Annotated in this window: 17 protein-coding genes; 7 read left to right on the top strand and 10 right to left on the bottom strand. The window is 70.2% G+C overall.

The genetic code is table 11. From position 1 onward, the window contains the following. Positions 1-2 precede the first annotated feature (2 nt). Positions 3-1,601 (bottom strand): ABC-F family ATP-binding cassette domain-containing protein, encoded by a 1,599-nt coding sequence (locus NUH29_RS01735; protein ID WP_258797157.1) that lies wholly within the window; start codon positions 1,599-1,601, stop codon positions 3-5. 116 nt (positions 1,602-1,717) lie between these two features. Between NUH29_RS01735 and NUH29_RS01730 the strand changes: the two genes are divergently transcribed. Beyond that, the gene (locus NUH29_RS01730) at positions 1,718-2,329 is read left to right on the top strand and encodes a biotin transporter BioY (RefSeq protein WP_258797155.1); all 612 of its coding nucleotides are present in this window, start codon (positions 1,718-1,720) and stop codon (positions 2,327-2,329) included. A 196-nt stretch (positions 2,330-2,525) separates the two neighbouring features. Here NUH29_RS01730 and NUH29_RS01725 read toward each other — a convergent pair whose 3' ends face one another. From NUH29_RS01725 to NUH29_RS01695, 7 genes are all read right to left on the bottom strand, one after another. Continuing rightward, a complete protein-coding gene (locus NUH29_RS01725; RefSeq protein ID WP_258797154.1) occupies positions 2,526-2,855 on the bottom strand; it encodes a metal-sulfur cluster assembly factor in 330 nt (109 codons plus the stop codon). A gap of 27 nt (positions 2,856-2,882) precedes the next feature. Then, a complete protein-coding gene (gene sufC / locus NUH29_RS01720) occupies positions 2,883-3,641 on the bottom strand; it encodes a Fe-S cluster assembly ATPase SufC (protein WP_258797152.1) in 759 nt (252 codons plus the stop codon). Positions 3,642-3,653: 12 nt separating this feature from the next. After that, on the bottom strand, positions 3,654-3,980 hold the full coding sequence (locus NUH29_RS01715; protein WP_258797151.1) for a non-heme iron oxygenase ferredoxin subunit: 327 nt from the start codon (positions 3,978-3,980) through the stop codon (positions 3,654-3,656). Continuing rightward, the gene (gene sufD, locus NUH29_RS01710) at positions 3,977-5,146 is read right to left on the bottom strand and encodes a Fe-S cluster assembly protein SufD (protein ID WP_373317420.1); all 1,170 of its coding nucleotides are present in this window, start codon (positions 5,144-5,146) and stop codon (positions 3,977-3,979) included. The genes NUH29_RS01715 and sufD overlap by 4 nt, the downstream gene beginning before the upstream one ends. Beyond that, complete coding sequence (gene sufB / locus NUH29_RS01705) at positions 5,147-6,565, bottom strand: Fe-S cluster assembly protein SufB (RefSeq protein ID WP_258797149.1); 1,419 nt, start codon at positions 6,563-6,565, stop codon at positions 5,147-5,149. It abuts the gene before it with no gap. Positions 6,566-6,664: 99 nt separating this feature from the next. After that, positions 6,665-7,630 (bottom strand): COX15/CtaA family protein, encoded by a 966-nt coding sequence (locus NUH29_RS01700; protein ID WP_258797148.1) that lies wholly within the window; start codon positions 7,628-7,630, stop codon positions 6,665-6,667. Then, positions 7,627-8,622 carry a heme o synthase gene (locus tag NUH29_RS01695; RefSeq protein ID WP_258797147.1) on the bottom strand — a complete coding sequence of 332 codons (996 nt, stop codon included), beginning with the start codon at positions 8,620-8,622 and terminating at the stop codon, positions 7,627-7,629. The genes NUH29_RS01700 and NUH29_RS01695 overlap by 4 nt, the downstream gene beginning before the upstream one ends. Positions 8,623-8,857: 235 nt before the next feature. On the opposite strand from NUH29_RS01695, the gene tkt reads away from it, so the two are divergent. The 6 genes from tkt to pgl are packed head-to-tail and all read left to right on the top strand — an operon-like array spanning position 8,858 to position 17,037. Further along, on the top strand, positions 8,858-10,957 hold the full coding sequence (gene tkt / locus NUH29_RS01690) for a transketolase (protein WP_258797145.1): 2,100 nt from the start codon (positions 8,858-8,860) through the stop codon (positions 10,955-10,957). A 48-nt stretch (positions 10,958-11,005) separates the two neighbouring features. Continuing rightward, complete coding sequence (gene tal, locus NUH29_RS01685) at positions 11,006-12,118, top strand: transaldolase (protein WP_258797143.1); 1,113 nt, start codon at positions 11,006-11,008, stop codon at positions 12,116-12,118. Continuing rightward, entirely contained in the window at positions 12,115-13,713 is a 1,599-nt protein-coding gene (locus tag NUH29_RS01680; RefSeq protein ID WP_258797142.1) for a phosphoglucose isomerase-related protein, read from the top strand. Before tal ends, NUH29_RS01680 begins: the two co-directional genes overlap by 4 nt. 3 nt (positions 13,714-13,716) lie before the next feature. Next, entirely contained in the window at positions 13,717-15,258 is a 1,542-nt protein-coding gene (gene zwf / locus NUH29_RS01675; RefSeq protein WP_258797141.1) for a glucose-6-phosphate dehydrogenase, read from the top strand. Positions 15,259-15,271: 13 nt separating this feature from the next. Beyond that, positions 15,272-16,231, top strand: coding sequence for a glucose-6-phosphate dehydrogenase assembly protein OpcA (locus tag NUH29_RS01670; protein ID WP_258797140.1), 960 nt, complete (start codon positions 15,272-15,274; stop codon positions 16,229-16,231). Between the two features lie 2 nt (positions 16,232-16,233). After that, positions 16,234-17,037, top strand: coding sequence for a 6-phosphogluconolactonase (gene pgl, locus NUH29_RS01665; RefSeq protein ID WP_258797139.1), 804 nt, complete (start codon positions 16,234-16,236; stop codon positions 17,035-17,037). Between the two features lies 1 nt (position 17,038). On the opposite strand, the gene NUH29_RS01660 is transcribed toward pgl, so the two are convergent. Together NUH29_RS01660 and secG are read right to left on the bottom strand one after the other, a co-directional pair. Further along, positions 17,039-17,395, bottom strand: a complete 357-nt coding sequence (locus NUH29_RS01660; protein ID WP_258797137.1) for an RNA polymerase-binding protein RbpA — start codon at positions 17,393-17,395, stop codon at positions 17,039-17,041. 32 nt (positions 17,396-17,427) lie between these two features. Next, positions 17,428-17,691: a preprotein translocase subunit SecG gene (gene secG / locus NUH29_RS01655; protein ID WP_187673971.1), complete on the bottom strand. Its 264-nt coding sequence runs from the start codon at positions 17,689-17,691 to the stop codon at positions 17,428-17,430. Between the last annotated feature and the right edge of the window lie 27 nt (positions 17,692-17,718).

The raw sequence follows: 17,718 nt of genomic DNA, 5'->3' as shown, positions 1-17,718 counted from the left end.
GCTCAGCTGACGCTGATCAGCTCCGCGTAGTCGGGGTTCCAGTGATCCTCGACGCCGTCGGGCAGGATGAGCACGCGCTCCGGGTTCAGGGCCTCGACCGCGCCCTCGTCGTGCGACACGAGCACGACCGCGCCGCTGTAGCCGGCGAGGGCGCCGAGGATCTCCTCGCGCGAGGCGGGGTCGAGGTTGTTGGTCGGTTCGTCGAGCAGCAGCACGTTCGCGCCCGACACCACGATCATGGCCAGCGCGAGTCGGGTCTTCTCGCCGCCCGAGAGCACGCCCGCGGGCTTGTGCCCGTCGTCGCCGGTGAACAGGAACGAGCCGAGCACCTTGCGGGCCTCGGTCTCGGTGAGGTTCGGCGAGGCGGCGACCATGTTCTGCAGCACGGTGCGGTTCACGTCGATCGTCTCGTGCTCCTGGGCGTAGTACCCGATCCGCAGGCCGTGGCCCGGCTCGACGTGGCCGGTGTCGGGCTGGTCGACGCCCGCGAGGATGCGCAGCAGCGTCGTCTTGCCCGCCCCGTTGAGCCCCAGCACGACCACCTTCGAGCCGCGATCGATCGCGAGGTCGACGGCGGTGAAGATCTCGAGCGATCCGTACGACTTCGAGAGGTCGGATGCGGTGATCGGCGTGCGGCCGCAGGGTGCCGGGTCGGGGAAGCGCAGCTTCGCGACCCGGTCGACGGCCCGCTCCTCCTCGAGGCCGGAGAGCATCTTCTCGGCGCGCGCGACCATCTGGTGGGCGGCGGCGGCCTTCGAGGCCTTGGCGCCGAAGCGCGCGGCCTGCAGCTGCAGGGCGGTCGCCTTCTTCTCGACGTTGACGCGCTCCTTCTTGCGGCGCTCCTGGTCGGCTTCGCGCTGGCGCAGGTAGTGCTTCCAGCCCATGTTGTAGATGTCGATGACCTGGCGGTTGGCGTCCAGGTAGAAGACCTTGTTGACGACCTCCTCGACCAGGTCGACGTCGTGGCTGATCACGATGACGCCTCCCTGGTAGGCCTTGAGGAACTCGCGCAGCCAGACGACCGAGTCGGCGTCGAGGTGGTTGGTGGGCTCGTCGAGGATCATCGTCTCGGCACCCGAGAACAGGATGCGCGCCAGCTCGATGCGGCGTCGCTGTCCGCCCGAGAGGGTCTTCAGCTGCTGGTCGAGGATGCGGTCGGGCAGAGCGAGGTTGGAGGCGATCGCCGCCGCCTCGGCTTCGGCCGCGTAGCCGCCGAGCGCGAGGAAGCGGTCTTCGAGGCGGCCGTAGCGGGCCATCGCGTCGTCGCTGACCTTCGGGTCGTCGCTCGCCATGTCGAGCGTCGCCTGCCGCAGCTCCTCGACGACGCGTCCGAGCCCGCGGGCGTCGAGGATGCGGGTGCGCGCGGTGTCCTCCGGGTCTCCGGAGCGCGGATCCTGCGGCAGGTAGCCGATCTCGCCGGTGCGGTCGATCTTGCCGGAGGTCGGCAGCGTCTCCCCCGCGAGCGTCTTGGTCAACGTCGTCTTGCCGGCGCCGTTGCGGCCGACGAGGCCCACCTTGTCGCCCTTGTCGACGCGGAACACCACCTCGGACATGAGCACGCGTGCGCCGACGCGGATCTCGAGGTCATGCACGGCGAGCACAGCGCGGATCCGTTTCTTCGGGAGGGAGTCGACAAGGGTGCGAGTGCACCAGCCCGCTAGTCTAACCGGAGGGCGGCACCGCCCATTCCCCCGACGGCCCCACCACGAAGGACCTCATGACCGCGATCAGCCCGTCCCCCCGTCTCGTGCTCGCCGACCGCGTGCTCCCCCGCGGACTCGTCACCGACCTCGCGCTCGTCGCGGGCGGGGCGCTCTTCACGGCGCTGCTCGCCCAGGTGACGATCCCGATGTTCCCGGTGCCGATCACCGGGCAGACGCTCGCGGTGCTGCTCGTCGGTGCGACCCTCGGCGCGGTCCGCGGCGGCGCCTCGCTGCTGCTCTACGCGCTGCTCGGCCTCGCCGGCCTCCCCTTCTACGCCCCCCAGGACGACGGCAGCCACCTGACGGGCCTCGCCGCCCTGGCGGCGCCCAGCTTCGGCTACATCATCGGCTTCATCCCGGCCGCGGCGATCGTGGGCTGGCTCTCGGAGCGCACCTGGGACCGCAAGTTCTTCAAGGCGCTCGCGACCTTCGCCGGCGGCTCGCTCGTCGTCTTCGCCTTCGGTCTGCCCTGGCTGGCGGTCGTCACCGGCGCCACCCTGCAGGAGACCCTCGAGTGGGGCCTCTACCCGTTCATCATCGGCGGCATCGTGAAGGCGATCATCGCCGCGATCCTGCTGCCCGCCGCCTGGTGGGGTGCCGACAAGCTCGCCGCCCGCCGCAACTAGCCCCACCCACGGACCACGACGACGCCCCGGAGGACACTCCGGGGCGTTTCGTCGTCGTCTCGAGGCGCGAGCGAAGCGGGGTGGCGATGTCGCTTTCGGGACGCTGGCATCGGGTCTGGCGGGAGCGCGCCGCCGTCAGGCGGCACGCGGGGGCATGCGTCGCGAAAGCGACATCGCCACTCCGCGAAGCGACCCGCTAGATCGAGAAGCCGATCGCGCGCATCATGTCGCGCCCGTCGTCGGTGATCCGCTCCGGACCCCACGGCGGCATCCACACCCAGTTGATGCGGAAGCGTTCGACGATCCCGTCGAGCGACTGGGCGGTCTGCTCCTCGATCACGTCGGTGAGGGGGCAGCCGGCGGAGGTCAGCGTCATGGAGATGATGAGCGCGTCGTTCTCGTCGTCCCAGGTGAGGTCGTAGACGAGACCGAGGTCGACGATATTGACCCCGAGTTCGGGGTCGATGACGTCCTTCAGCCCCTCTTCGACGCGGTCGAAGAGCGCGGGTTCGAGCGAGGTCGGCATGCTCTCAGGGTACGCGGGTTGCCGGGCTTACGCCTGGGCCACGAGGTAGCGGTCGTAGCCTTCGTCTTCGAGGCGCTCGGCGAGCTCGGGGCCGCCCTCCTCGGCGACCTTGCCGTCGACGAACACGTGCACGAAGTCGGGGGTGATGTAGCGCAGGATGCGCGTGTAGTGCGTGATGAGCAGCACGCCGAGGCCGGTCTCCTGGTGGGCGCGGTTGACGCCTTCGGAGACGATCTTGAGGGCGTCGACGTCGAGTCCGGAGTCGGTCTCGTCGAGGATCGCGAACTTCGGCTTCAGCAGCTCGAGCTGCAGGATCTCGTGGCGCTTCTTCTCGCCGCCCGAGAAGCCTTCGTTGACGTTGCGGGCCGCGAACGACGGGTCCATGCGCAGCTTGCCCATGGCCTCCTTGACGGTGCCGCCCCAATGGCGGATCGAGGGCTCTTCGCCGTCGATCGCGGTCTTGGCCGTGCGCAGGAAGTTGGTGACGGTGACGCCGGGGATCTCGACCGGGTACTGCATGGCGAGGAAGAGGCCGGCGCGGGCGCGCTCGTCGACGCTCATGGCGAGCACGTCCTGCCCGTCGAAGGTGATCGATCCGCCTTCGACGTTGTAGCGGGGGTGGCCGGCGATCGTGTACGCGAGGGTCGACTTGCCGGAGCCGTTGGGGCCCATGACGGCGTGGATCTCGCCCTCGTTGATGGTGAGGTCGACGCCCTTCAGGATGTGCTTGGTGCCCTGGTCGGTCTCGATCGAGACCTTGAGGTCCTTGATTTCGAGGGTGCTCATGAGTTGCCTTTCCTAGACCTCGAGCCGCACGGCCGGGTCGATGTACACGTCGCCGTCGACGATCTCGACGGCGAAGACGGGGACCGGCTCGTAGGCCGGGAGGTTCAGGGGCTTGCCGGTGGTGAGGGAGAACTTGGAGCCGTGCGCCCAGCACTCCAGCCCGTCGTCCTCCACGAAGCCCTCCGACAGGGAGATGTCGCCGTGGGTGCAGGTGTCGCCGATGGCGTGGACCGCGCCCGACGAGTCCCGCACCACCGCGATGGCGACGCCGTCGAGCACGACGCGTCGTGCGGCGTCGGGGGCCAGCTCGTCGAGCGGGCACACCTTCTGCGCGCTCATCGGGTGCCCGCCAGCTCGGCCTCGAGGGCTTCGTGCAGCCGCGCCTCGAGCGCGGGTTCGCCGATCTTCTGCACGATCTCGCTGAGGAAGCCCAGCACGACGAGACGACGTGCCTCGTCCTCCGGGATGCCGCGGGCCTGCAGGTAGAACAGCTGCTCGTCGTCGAAGCGCCCGGTGGCGGAGGCGTGACCGGCGCCCTCGATATCGCCCGTCTCGATCTCGAGGTTCGGGATCGAGTCGGCGCGGGTGCCGTCCGAGAGCACGAGGTTGCGGTTCTGCTCGTAGGTGTCGGTTCCGGTGGCGTCGCGTCCGATCAGCACGTCGCCGATCCACACGGTGTGCGCGCCTTCGCCGTTCAGCGCGCCCTTGTAGGTGACGCGGCTGCGGGTGTGCGCGGCTTCGTGGTGCACGTAGACCTGCTGCTCGAGGTGCTGTCCGGCATCTGCGAAGTAGACGCCGTAGAGCTCGGCGTCGGCGCCTTCGCCGGCGAGGTGGGCCGACGGGTTGACCCGCACGACCTCTCCCCCGAGCGAGACGACGATGTGGGTGAGGGTGGCGCCGTGCCCGATGCGGGCGAACTGGCTGGCGAGGTGCAGGGCGGTGTCGTCCCACTCCTGCACCGACACGACGGTGATGTTGGCGTCGTCCTCGAGCACGATCTCGAGGTTCTCGGTGAGCTTCGCGACACCTTGGCTGTCGAGCACGACGAGTCCCGTGGACCCCTTCGCGGCCGAGATGACGGTGTGCGCGGCGCGTGCGGTCGTGCCGAGGGCGGTGCGGGTGACGGTGAGGGTCTCCGCCTCGCCGTCGAGCCGGATGTGGAGCGCCTTCTCGAAGCTCGTCCAGGCGTTCGCGGCGGCGCGGTCCTCGGGGGTGCCGGCCGAGCCGACGAGCTCGTGCGTGCGGTCGATCCATTCGACGTCGGTGCCGGCCGCCTCGGGGTAGAGGATGGCGTACGGGCTGCCGTCGAGCTCGCCGTCGATCAGCTCGCGGAGCTTGTCGACGGGTGCGTACTTCCAGATCGCCTCGCGTCCGGTGACCTCGGGGAAGTCGTCGTGCGAGGTCGAGGCGAAGCGCTCCGAGCGGGTCTGGACGGGCACGGTGGCCCATCCCCCGTGGGAGTGCTCCGTCAGGCCGTGCTGCTCAGTCTGAACGGGGGTCGACACTTATCCGACGCTGCCTTCCATGCTCATCTCGATGAGCTTGTTGAGTTCGAGTGCGTACTCCATCGGCAGCTCGCGCGCGATCGGCTCGATGAAGCCGCGCACGATCATCGCCATCGCCTCGTCCTCGGGCATGCCGCGCGACTGCAGGTAGAACAGCTGCTCCTCGGAGACGCGCGAGACGGTGGCCTCGTGGCCGAGCTGCACGTCGTCGACGCGGATGTCGATGGCCGGGTAGGTGTCCGAGCGCGAGATCGTGTCGACGAGCAGCGCGTCGCAGCGCACCGTGTTGGCGGAGTGGTGGGCGTTGGCCTCGACCCGCACCTCGCCGCGGTATCCGGCGCGGCCGCCGCCGCGGGCGATCGACTTCGACACGATGGAGCTCGTCGTGTACGGCGCCATGTGGATCATCTTGGCGCCGGCGTCCTGGTGCTGGCCGGGGCCGGCGAACGCCACGGAGAGGGTCTCACCCTTGGCGTGCTCCCCCACCAGGAAGATCGAGGGGTACTTCATGGTCACCTTGGAGCCGATGTTGCCGTCGATCCACTCCATGGTCGCGCCCTCTTCGGCGCGCGCCCGCTTGGTGACGAGGTTGTAGACGTTGTTCGACCAGTTCTGGATGGTCGTGTAGCGCACCCGGGCGTTCTTCTTGACGATGATCTCGACGACCGCGGAGTGCAGCGAGTCGGACTTGTAGATCGGGGCCGTGCAGCCTTCGATGTAGTGCACGTAGGAGCCCTCGTCGGCGATGATGAGCGTGCGCTCGAACTGGCCCATGTTCTCGGTGTTGATGCGGAAGTAGGCCTGCAGCGGGATCTCCACGTGCACGCCCTTCGGCACGTAGACGAAGGATCCGCCCGACCACACCGCGGTGTTGAGCGCCGCGAACTTGTTGTCGCCCGAGGGGATCACCGTGCCGAAGTACTCCTGGAAGATCTCGGGGTGCTGCTTGAGGGCGGTGTCGGTGTCGAGGAAGATCACGCCCTGGGCCTCGAGGTCTTCGCGGATCTGGTGGTAGACCACCTCGGACTCGTACTGGGCGGCGACGCCGGCGACGAGCCGCTGGCGCTCCGCCTCGGGGATGCCGAGCTTCTCGTAGGTGTTCTTGATGTCCTCGGGAAGCTCCTCCCAGGTCTGGGCCTGCTTCTCGGTGGAGCGCACGAAGTACTTGATGTTGTCGAAGTCGATGCCCGTGAGGTCGGCGCCCCAGGTGGGCATGGGCTTCATGTCGAAGAGCTTGAGCGCCTTGAGGCGGTTCTTGAGCATCCACTCGGGTTCGCCCTTGAGGCGCGAGATGTCGGTGACGACCTCGTCGGAGATGCCGCGGCGGGCGGAGGCGCCTGCCGCATCCGAGTCGGACCAGCCGAATTCGTACTGGCCGAGGCTCGCGAGCTCCGGACGGTCGATGAGCACGTCTGACATGGGGCTACCTCTTTTCCGCCGAAGCGGACCATTCCGTCCGTGTCGGCATTGCGGGTGGCTGGGGCGGTACGAACAACCGCGCGCTCCAACCTCTCGAGTCTACAGGGTCGACCCGCTGAGAACCGGGTGCTGCAGCTGGGTCGCGCGCACCGCCCACAGCCGCGGGTCGGTGTCGAGCAGCACGCGCAGCGCACCCACCCAGACGAGCGCCGCGAGCACGACGTGCACGATCACCAGCAGTTCCGGCAGCCCGATGAGCGACTGGGTGAGGCCGACGACGAGCTGCACGAGCAGCACGATCAGGAACGTGCCGACGCGGCCGAGCGCGAGGCGCCCGCCGTCCTCGGCGCGCAACCGGAACGCCAGCGCGGTCGCGATGCCGAGCACGACGACCGCGGTGAGACCGTGCAACCACACCACGGCGGTCCAGTCGAAGCCCATCCGCGGCACGTCGCTCGAGTCGCCCGCGTGCGGCCCCGATCCCGTGACGAGGGTGCCGGCGAAGATCAGCAGCGCGGTGACGACGACGAGCGCCCAGGCGAGCCCGCGCGATCCGGCCGAGGGACGCGGCCCGTCTCCCCCGCGCCAGCGTGCGCGGTGCCAGGTGAAGGTGGCGCAGGCGAGCAGGCCGATGGCGAGCACGAAGTGCAGCGCGACCACCCAGGGGTTCAGCCCCATCCACACCGTCACCCCGCCGGCGAGGGCGTTCGCGACGACGAGCCAGAACATCGACCAGGCGAGGCGGGTCATCGTGCGGTCCCGGGGCTTCTGCAGGCGCGCGGCGATGATCGCCCAGCCGACCGCCGCGATGAGCAGCGTGGTGACCAGACGGTTGCCGAACTCGATCGCGCCGTGGATGCCGAGCTCGGGCGTCGCGGCGAGCGAGTCTTCCGTGCAGGTCGGCCAGGTGGGGCATCCGAGTCCGGAGCCGGTGACCCGCACCGTGACGCCGCCGAGCACGATCAGCACGCTGACGACGAGGGCCGCGGTCGTCGACCAGCGCAGCGCACGGTCGCCGAGCGTCCAGCGGTCGGCCGCCCATCCGAGCGGGGTGCGCAGTCTCACGGGAGCAGCGCGGGGATCGGCACGTACAGCAGCGGGTCGACGCCGACCGCGATGAACACGAGGGTCAGGTAGGTGATGCTCGCGTGGAACACCCGCATGGGTTTCACCTCGCCCGGACGGATCGCGGCCGCGTACAGGCGGTGCGACTCGATGAGGAACCAGGCGCCCGAGAGCACCGCGACCACGGTGTAGACGACCCCCATCGGCGCGAGCGGCACGAGCAGCAGCGAGCACACGACGGTGGCCCACGCGTAGAGCACCACCTGCAGGCCGACGGCGGTGCGGCCCCGCACCACGGCAAGCATCGGCACCGAGGCGGCGGCGTAGTCCTCCTTGTAGCGCATCGACAGCGGCCAGTAGTGCGGCGGCGTCCAGAGGAACACGATGCCGAACAGGATGACGGGAGCCCAGTCGAGCGTGCCGGTGACGGCCGCCCAGCCGATCAGCACCGGCATGCAGCCGGCGATGCCGCCCCAGACGATGTTCTGCGGGGTGCGGCGCTTGAGGATGAGCGTGTAGACGAGCACGTAGAAGGCGATCGCCACGGCCGAGAGCACGGCGGCGAGCCAGGTCGTGAACACCCAGAGCACGGCGATCGAGACGATGCCCGTGATCCACGAGAACGCGAGCGCCTCACGGGGGCTCAGCTCCCCCGTGACGAGCGGGCGGCCCTGCGTGCGCTTCATGAGCCGGTCGATGTCGCGATCGATGTAGCAGTTGAAGGCGTTGGCGCTGCCGGCCGAGAGCGCGCCGCCGACGAGCGTCGCGACGAGCAGGCCGACGAAGCGCCAGTCGAGGTGCCCGTGCGCCGCCAGCACCATCACGGGTGCGGTCGTGACGAGCAGCAGCTCGATCACGCGGGGCTTGGTGAGCGCCACGTAGGCGAGCGCCTTGCGCCGGAACCCGATGCGCCCCGGGCTCGCGTGATCGACGACGTCGACCGGGGTGCCGGGAGACGCCGACGCGGGGGCGCTCTGGGCGGACTGCTGCATGGCTCCTCGATCGACTGGGCTGCTTCGATTGTATGCGGCCCTCGTGACGGTCCGGCGCCCATCCGACGGTGGAATGGGCTTCTGGCTAGGATGGTCGTGCTCGCCGGCTGTGCGCGTCTCCCCCATCATCGACCCCGACGATGTGCGGCGCGCGCGGTGCGCCGTCGAAGTCCGATTCGGCGAGCGGACACCACACCGGGGCGCGAACGCTGCCCCGCCTGCGAAAGGTCATTCAGTGGCAGCACTCTCCTGGGACGAGCTCGACAAGAAGGCCGTGGACACCACGCGCATCCTCGCCGCCGACGCGGTGGAGAAGGTCGGCAACGGCCACCCGGGAACGGCGATGAGCCTCGCGCCCGCCGCCTACCTCCTCTTCCAGAAGGTCATGCGTCAGGACCCGTCCGACACCCTGTGGACGGGCCGCGACCGCTTCATCCTCTCGGCGGGCCACAGCTCGCTGACGCAGTACATCCAGCTCTACCTGGGCGGCTACGGCCTCGAGCTCGACGACCTGAAGGCGCTGCGCACCTGGGGTTCGAAGACCCCGGGCCACCCCGAGTACGGTCACACCGACGGCGTCGAGATCACGACCGGCCCGCTCGGCCAGGGCATCTCCTCCGCGGTGGGCTTCGCCTACTCGCAGCGCTTCGAGCGCGGACTCTTCGACCCGGACGCCGCCGACGGCGAGAGCCCGTTCGACCACTACACCTATGTGATCGCCGGCGACGGCGACCTGCAGGAGGGCGTGAGCGCCGAGGCCTCCTCGCTCGCCGGCCACCAGCAGCTCGGCAACCTCATCGCCATCTACGACTCGAACCAGATCTCGATCGAGGACGACACCAACATCGCCTTCACCGAGGACGTGGCGAAGCGCTACGAGGCGTACGGCTGGCAGGTGCAGACGGTCGACTGGAAGAAGACCGGCGAGTACGTCGAGGACGTGCAGGCGCTGTACGACGCCATCCTCGCCGCCCAGGGCGAGCGCGCGAAGCCGTCGCTCATCATCCTCAAGACCATCATCGGATGGCCGAGCCCCAAGAAGCAGAACACCGGCAAGATCCACGGTTCGGCGCTCGGCGCCGACGAGCTCGCCGGTGTCAAGGAGGTGCTCGGCTTCGACCCCGCCGAGACCTTCGCCGTCGCGGACGAGGTCATCGCCCACACGCGCGGCCTCGTCGAGCGCGGGCAGGCCGCGCACGCCGCCTGGCAGGAGTCGTTCGACGCCTGGGCCGCCGCGAACCCCGAGAAGAAGGCCCTCTTCGACCGCGTGACCTCGGGCAAGCTCCCGGAGGGCGTCGCCGACGCGCTCCCGGTGTTCGAGGCGGGCAAGGACCTGTCGACCCGCGCCGCGAGCGGCAAGGTGCTCGGCGCGCTCGGCGCCGTCATCCCGGAGCTCTGGGGCGGATCGGCCGACCTCGCCGAGTCGAACCTCACCACGATCGAGGGTGCGAAGTCGTTCGTGCCGGCCGAGTGGTCGACCCACGAGTGGTCGGGCGACCCCTACGGCCGCGTGCTGCACTTCGGCATCCGCGAGCACGCCATGGGCGCGATCCTCAACGGCATCGTGCTGCACGGCAACACCCGCGCCTTCGGGGGCACCTTCCTCATCTTCAGCGACTACATGCGCCCCGCCGTGCGGCTCGCGGCCCTCATGAAGGTGCCGTCGATCTTCGTGTGGACGCACGACTCGGTCGCGCTCGGCGAGGACGGCCCCACCCACCAGCCGATCGAGCAGCTCACGACGCTGCGCGCCATCCCAGGCCTCGACATCGTGCGCCCCGCGGACGCCAACGAGGTCGCCTGGGCCTGGAAGGCGATCCTCGACCGCCACACCAACCCGACCGGCATCGCGCTGAGCCGCCAGAACCTCCCCGTGTTCGCGCGCGGCGAGGGTGCTGCCGAGGGCGACACCCTCGCGTCGGCCGAGAACGTGGCGCGCGGCGCCTACGTGCTCGCGGAGGCGCCCGGCGGTACGCCCGACGTGATCCTGCTGGGCACGGGCTCCGAAGTGCAGTTCGCCCTGGAGGCGCGCGAGCAGTTGAAGGCCGAGGGCGTGAACGCCCGCGTCGTGTCGGTTCCGAGCCAGGAGTGGTTCGCCGAGCAGGACGAGGCCTACCGCGAGTCGGTGCTGCCGGCATCCGTCACGGCCCGCGTCTCGGTCGAGGCGGGCCTCGCCCTCACCTGGGCGCCCTACCTCGGATCGCACGGACGCTCGGTCTCGATCGAGCACTTCGGCGCCTCGGCCGACTACAAGACCCTCTACCGCGAGTTCGGGATCACCACCGAGCACGTCGTCGCGGCAGCCAAGGAATCGCTCGCCGCGGCGGGCAAGTAACCCCCATCCCTCTGGGAACACAGCCTCAACGGAAGAAGATCCATCGTCATGACCGACACCACCAAGACCGCCGAGCTCTCGGAGATCGGCGTCAGCATCTGGCTCGACGACCTGTCGCGTGAGCGCATCGCCTCGGGCGGGCTCGAGGCCCTCATCGCCGAGCGCAACGTCGTCGGCGTCACCACCAACCCGACGATCTTCGCCGCGGCGCTCGCGAAGGGTCAGGCCTACGACGCGCAGGTCGCCGAGCTCGCCGCCGCGGGCACGAGCGTCGCGAACGCCGTGTTCGAGATCACCACGGACGACGTGGCCGCCGCCGCCGACATCTTCCGCCCGGTCTTCGACGCGACCGACGGCGTCGACGGCCGGGTCTCGATCGAGGTCGAGCCGGGTCTCGCGCACGACGCCGCCGGCACGATCGCGCAGGCGAAGGAGCTGTGGGCCAAGGTCGACCGCCCGAACGCGATGATCAAGATCCCCGCGACCGTCGAAGGTCTCGAGGCCATCACCGAGGTGATCGGCGCCGGCATCAGCGTCAACGTCACCCTGATCTTCAGCCTCGAGCGCCACCGCGCCGTCATCGACGCCTACCTCTCGGGGCTCGAGAAGGCGCAGGCCGCGGGCATCGACCTGTCGACCATCGAGTCGGTCGCGTCGTTCTTCGTGTCGCGCGTCGACACCGAGATCGACAAGCGTCTCGAGGCGGTCGGCACCGACGAGGCGCTCGCGCTCAAGAGCAAGGCGGGCGTCGCGAACGCGCAGCTGGCCTACCAGCTCTTCGAGCAGGAGTTCTCGAGCGACCGCGCGAAGGCCCTGCTGGCGGTCGGTGCGAAGCTCCAGCGTCCGCTGTGGGCCTCGACGGGCGTCAAGGATCCGGCGCTCCCCGACACCCTCTACGTGACCGAGCTCGCCGTCGCCGGTGTCGTCAACACGATGCCCGAGAAGACCCTCGAGGCCACCTTCGACCACGCTCCCCTGCACGGCGACGCGGTGACGGGCTCGTACGCCGACGCGCAGGGCGTGCTCGACGCGCTCGCGGCGGTCGGCGTCGACTACGACGACGTCACGGCGACCCTCGAGTCCGAGGGCGTGGAGAAGTTCATCGTGTCGTGGAACGAGCTGCTCGACACGGTCACCGCCGCCCTGGAGGCGGCGAAGTGACCGTCACGGTCGTGCCCACGGGCGCGGCGGCCGAGGCCGTCGAGCGCCACGTCCCGCAGCTGATCTCGGACGGCGTCGCCGGCCGCATCACCACGCTCGACGCGACGCTGTGGGGCCCGGAGGCCGAGGACGAGGCGTCGAAGCGCCTCGGCTGGACCGAGGCGGTCGCGGTCTCCGAGGGTCTCGTCGACGACATCCTGGCGCTCCGCGACGAGCTGCGGGCGAAGGGCGTCGACCACATCGTGCTCGGCGGCATGGGCGGCTCCTCGCTCGCCCCCGAGGTCATCGCGAACACCTACGGCGTCGCCCTGACCGTGCTCGACTCGACCGACCCCGCGCAGGTGCGCAGCGCGCTCGAGGACCGGCTCGCGAAGACGGCGGTCGTGATCTCCTCCAAGTCGGGCTCCACCGTCGAGACCGACAGCCAGAAGCGCGTCTACGAGCAGGCCTTCCGGTCCGCGGGCATCGACCCCACCGAACGGATTGTCGTGGTCACCGACCCGGGTTCGCCGCTGGACCAGTCGGCCCGGGCTGACGGCTACCGCGTGTTCAACGCCGACCCGACCGTGGGCGGCCGCTACTCCGCGCTGACCGCGTTCGGGCTGGTGCCGAGCGGCCTCGCCGGGGTCGACATCGCCGAGCTGCTCGACGAGGCGCAGGCGGTCTCGCTCGAGCTCGCCCTCGACGCCCCGAACAACCCCGGGCTGGTGCTGGGCGCCGCGATCGCCGGCACCGCTCCCCTGCGCGACAAGCTCGGCATCGTGTCGGACGGCACCCACATCGTGGGATTCGGCGACTGGGTCGAACAGCTCATCGCCGAGTCGACGGGCAAGAACGGCACGGGCATCCTCCCGGTCGTGCTCGACACCGACTCCTTCGAGGTCACCGCCGGCCTGCCCGACGTGCAGATCGTGCGGCTCGTCGCCGACGAGCGCGCGACGCGCGAGGTGCGCGACGGCGAGATCGAGGTCTCGGGTTCCCTCGGCGGGCAGCTGCTCGTCTGGGAGTACGCGACCGCGGTCGCCGGCCGACTGCTCGGCATCAACCCCTTCGACCAGCCCGACGTCGAGTCGGCGAAGATCGCGGCGCGCGGCCTGCTGGACGCGCGCCCCGAGCCGGTTCCGGCGCTCTTCACCGCGGACGGTGTCGAGGTGCGTACCGCCGGCGGACTCGAGATCGCCGAGCAGACCCTCGACGGCGCGCTCGACGCGCTCCTGGCGGCGCTCCCCGCCGACGGGTACGTCTCGGTGCAGGCCTACCTCGACCGCCCGGCCTTCCCGGGTCTCCCCGCCGTCCGGGATGCGCTCGCGCGCCGCTCCGGACGCCCGGTGACCTTCGGCTGGGGTCCGCGGTTCCTGCACTCGACCGGTCAGTTCCACAAGGGCGGCCCCGCCGTCGGCGTGTTCCTGCAGATCGTCGGCGCCGGTGGTGCCGATCTCGAGATCCCCGACCGGCCGTTCACCTTCGGACAGCTGATCCAGGCGCAGGCCGCCGGCGACGCGAGCGTGCTCGCCGACCACGGACGTCCGGTGCTGACCCTCACGCTCCCGCAGGTGGTCGACGGAGTCGCCACGCTGCGCGAGCGGATCGGCTGAGCGATGCCGGTGGAGATCACGCGGGAGAACAACCCGCTCCGGCTCCCCTCCGACCGTCGGCTCAACCGCATCGCGGGACCGTCGAGCCTCATCATCTTCGGCGTGACGGGCGATCTGTCGCGCAAGAAGCTGATGCCGGCGGTGTACGACCTCGCGAACCGCGGTCTGCTGCCGCCGGGGTTCGCGCTCGTCGGCTTCGCCCGCCGCGACTGGGTCGACCAGGACTTCGAGAAGGTCGTGCACGACGCGGTCAAGCAGTACGCGCGCACCCCCTTCGACGAGGACGTCTGGCGCCAGCTGAAGCAGGGCATCCGATTCGTGCAGGGCGAGTTCGACGACGACGCCGCGTTCGACCGGCTGAAGGCGACCCTCACCGAGCTGGACGAGAACCGCGGCACGATGGGCAACCACGCCTTCTACCTGTCGATCCCGCCGAAGTCGTTCCCGCTCGTCACCGAGCAGCTGCGCCGCTCGGGGCTCGCGGAGCAGGCGCCCGGGAAGTGGCGGCGCGTCGTCATCGAGAAGCCGTTCGGTCACGACCTGCAGTCGGCGCGCGAGCTGAACGCCGTCGTCGAGTCGGTGTTCCCGCCCGACAGCGTGTTCCGGATCGACCACTACCTCGGCAAGGAGACGGTCCAGAACATCCTGGCGCTGCGCTTCGCGAACCAGCTCTACGAACCCATCTGGAACGCCAACTACGTCGACCACGTGCAGATCACGATGGCCGAGGACATCGGCGTCGGCGGCCGGGCCGGCTACTACGACGGCATCGGCGCCGCGCGCGACGTCATCCAGAACCATCTGCTGCAGCTGCTCGCCCTCACGGCGATGGAGGAGCCCGTGTCGTTCGACGCGGCCGACCTGCGCGCCGAGAAGGAGAAGGTGCTCTCTGCGGTGCACCTGCCGAAGGACCTCGGATCGGCGACCGCGCGCGGCCAGTACGCCGGCGGATGGCAGGGCGGCGAAAAGGTGCTCGGCTTCCTCGACGAGGACGGCATGAACCCGCAGTCGGTCACCGAGACGTACGCGGCGCTCAAGCTCGAGATCGACACCCGCCGCTGGGCCGGGGTGCCGTTCTACCTGCGCGCCGGCAAGCGCCTGGGACGACGGGTGACCGAGATCGCGGTGGTCTTCAAGCGGGCCCCGCAGTACCTGTTCGCCCAGTCGCAGACCTCGGCTCTCGGCCAGAACGCGCTCGTCATCCGCGTGCAGCCGGACGAGGGCGTCACCATCCGCTTCGGCTCGAAGGTGCCGGGCGCGGGCATGCAGGTGCGCGACGTGACGATGGACTTCGGCTACGGCCACGCGTTCACCGAGGCGAGCCCGGAGGCCTACGAGCGGCTCATCCTCGACGTGCTGCTCGGCGACCCGCCGCTCTTCCCCCGCCACGAGGAGGTCGAGCTCAGCTGGAAGATCCTCGACCCCATCGAGCAGTACTGGGAGTCGCTCGGCGGACCGCTCGAGCAGTACAAGCCGGGCACGTGGGGCCCGGAGTCCGCCGATGAGCTGCTCGCACGCGACGGGCGCACCTGGCGTCGGCCCTGATCCGGAGAAGAACATGATCGTCGATCTGCCCGACACCACCACGAGCGCCATCTCGAAGGCGCTCGTCAAGATCCGCGAGGAGGGCGGCGCCGTCGCCCTCGGTCGCGTGCTCACCCTCGTCATCGCCACCGAGCTCGGCGAGGAGGAGGAGGCCATCGAGGCCGCCAACGACGCGTCGCGCGAGCACCCGATGCGTGTCATCGTGCTCTCGCGACGCGAGGAGACCGCCGCCGAGCAGGCGCGGCTCGACGGCCAGATCCGCGTCGGCGGCGACGCCGGCGCGAGCGAGGTCGTCGTGCTGCGCGCCTACGGCGCGGCGGCGTCCGACGAGGAGGGCCTCGTCACGAGCCTGCTGCTGCCGGACGCCCCGGTTGTCGTGTGGTGGCCCGGGTCCTGCCCGGAGGTGCCGAGCGCCTCCGCCCTCGGGCGCATCGCGCATCGCCGCATCACGGATGCCGCCGAGCACAGCAACCCGGTCGCCGCGCTCACGACGCTCGGCCGCAACTACAAGCCGGGCGACAGCGACTTCGCCTGGACCCGCCTCACCCTGTGGCGGGCGCAGCTCGCCGCCGTGCTCGACCAGCCACCGTACGAGGCCGTCGAGTCGATCTCGGTGAGCGGCTCCGCCGACTCCCCCTCGACCGAGCTGCTGGCCGCCTGGCTGCGCCTGCAACTCGATGCGCCGGTCGACCTCGAGGTCACCTCCTCGCTCGGCTCGAGCGGGATCCACGGGGTCACCCTCTCCCGCGCGTCGGGCGACATCCGCCTCGAACGCGTGCAGCCGAACATCGCGACGCTGGAGCAGCCGAACCAGCCGACGCACGACATCTCGCTGCCGCGCCGGAGCCTCCGGGACTGCCTCGCCGAGGAATTGCGTAGGCTCGACCCGGACGACCTCTTCGGAGAGGTGGTCCAGAAGGGGCTCGCGCTGCTCGAGGCGACCGCCGCGGGAACCGGGCCCGAAGGGAATTGAGCGTGAGCGAGCGACGGGTCCGGGTCTACGACGACAAGCAGAGCCTGGCGGATGCCGTCGCCGCGCGCTTCCTGAAGCGTCTCGCCGAGGTGCTCGCCGAGAAGCCGATGGCGCACATCGTGCTGACGGGCGGGACGATGGGCGAGACGGTGCTCGCGTCCGTGGCCGCGGCCAAGGGGCGCGACAAGGTGGACTGGTCGCGGGTCACCTTCTGGTGGGGCGACGAGCGCTACCTCCCGTCCGGCGACCCCGAGCGCAACGAGACCCAGTCGCGGCGTGCTCTGCTCGACGAGCTCGACCTCCCGGGCGCCAACATCAAGGCCTACCCGGCACCCGGCGAGCACCCCACGATCGAGGCCGCCGCCGACGCCTACGCCGCCGAGCTGGCCGCCGCGGCGCCCGCGGGCGAGGCGTACCCGGTGTTCGACCTCACCTTCCTGGGCGTCGGCCCCGATGGACACGTCGCGTCGCTGTTCCCCGACCACGAGGCGGTGCGCGACCGCGAACACGTCGTGCTCGCCGAGACCGCATCCCCGAAGCCGCCGCCGGAGCGGCTGACGTTGACGCTTCCCGTGATCAACTCCTCGGAGCGCGTGTGGCTCGTGCTCGCCGGCCCCGACAAGGCGGGTGCGCTGGGCCTCACGCTCGCCGACGCCAACCCGGCCGACGTGCCCGCCGCCGGGGTCAAGGGCCGCATGCGCACGGTGTTCTTCGTCGACGCCGAGGCCGCGGCCGAGGTGCCGGAGAACCTGCTCACGCGGGAGCGCTTCTGGACCGCGGCGCACGAGGTGCCGCAGACCCGCTGAGTCAGGCGGTGCCGCGACGCTCGCGCAGCTGCTGCAGGGCGTCGTCGAGGATCTGCTTCGCCTCGTCGTCGGTGCGACGCTCCTTCACGTAGGCGAGGTGCGTCTTGTACGGCTCGGTCTTCTGCAGCTGCGGCGGGTTCTCGCGATCGCGGCCCGCGGGCAGCCCCGTCGACGGGCTGTCGATGACGTCGGGGATCTCCTCGTCGGGCAGGTTCGCGGCGAAGTAGCGCACCGTCTCGTTGCCCAGGGCGTCCCAGTACGAGATCGCCACGCGGTCCGCGTGGTAGCCGCGGTCCTGCTCCCCCATCGGTCCGGATCCGACGCGGGATCCGCGGATGGCGCTGCCGCCCGATGCCATAGCTGTCTCCTGTGGTGGTGGTGTCGGAGCGGCTAGACGCCGACGCCGAACTTGGTGAGAAGCCCCAGCACCACGATCGAGAAGAACCAGGTGATGCCGAGTGCGACCGTGATGCGGTTCAGGTTGCGCTCCGCGACGCCCGAGGCGCCCAGGTTGCTCGTGACGCCGCCGCCGAACATGTCGGAGAGGCCGCCACCGCGTCCCTTGTGAAGCAGGATCAGCAGCGTCAGCAGGAGGCTGGTGATACCGAGCAGGATCTGGAACGCGACCTGCACGATCGACCAGAGAACATCCATCAGACTGTTGCTTTCCTCGGGTTCGGA

The organism is Protaetiibacter mangrovi (assembly GCF_024752305.1).
In the GTDB taxonomy this organism is placed as follows: domain Bacteria; phylum Actinomycetota; class Actinomycetes; order Actinomycetales; family Microbacteriaceae; genus Homoserinibacter; species Homoserinibacter mangrovi.
The sequence above is the reverse complement of the archived record's forward strand: the minus strand, read 5'-3'. Positions and strand labels throughout refer to the sequence as shown.

Bases quoted from the DNA above. Each gene is read 5' to 3' on its own strand.
- NUH29_RS01730 (WP_258797155.1), top strand. From the start codon at position 1,718: ATGACCGCGATCAGCCCGTCCCCCCGTCTCGTGCTCGCCGACCGCGTG.
- NUH29_RS01725 (WP_258797154.1), bottom strand. From the start codon at position 2,855: ATGCCGACCTCGCTCGAACCCGCGCTCTTCGACCGCGTCGAAGAGGGG.
- sufC (WP_258797152.1), bottom strand. From the start codon at position 3,641: ATGAGCACCCTCGAAATCAAGGACCTCAAGGTCTCGATCGAGACCGAC.
- NUH29_RS01715 (WP_258797151.1), bottom strand. From the start codon at position 3,980: ATGAGCGCGCAGAAGGTGTGCCCGCTCGACGAGCTGGCCCCCGACGCC.
- sufB (WP_258797149.1), bottom strand. From the start codon at position 6,565: ATGTCAGACGTGCTCATCGACCGTCCGGAGCTCGCGAGCCTCGGCCAG.
- NUH29_RS01695 (WP_258797147.1), bottom strand. From the start codon at position 8,622: ATGCAGCAGTCCGCCCAGAGCGCCCCCGCGTCGGCGTCTCCCGGCACC.
- tal (WP_258797143.1), top strand. From the start codon at position 11,006: ATGACCGACACCACCAAGACCGCCGAGCTCTCGGAGATCGGCGTCAGC.
- zwf (WP_258797141.1), top strand. From the start codon at position 13,717: ATGCCGGTGGAGATCACGCGGGAGAACAACCCGCTCCGGCTCCCCTCC.
- NUH29_RS01670 (WP_258797140.1), top strand. From the start codon at position 15,272: ATGATCGTCGATCTGCCCGACACCACCACGAGCGCCATCTCGAAGGCG.
- NUH29_RS01660 (WP_258797137.1), bottom strand. From the start codon at position 17,395: ATGGCATCGGGCGGCAGCGCCATCCGCGGATCCCGCGTCGGATCCGGA.
- secG (WP_187673971.1), bottom strand. From the start codon at position 17,691: ATGGATGTTCTCTGGTCGATCGTGCAGGTCGCGTTCCAGATCCTGCTC.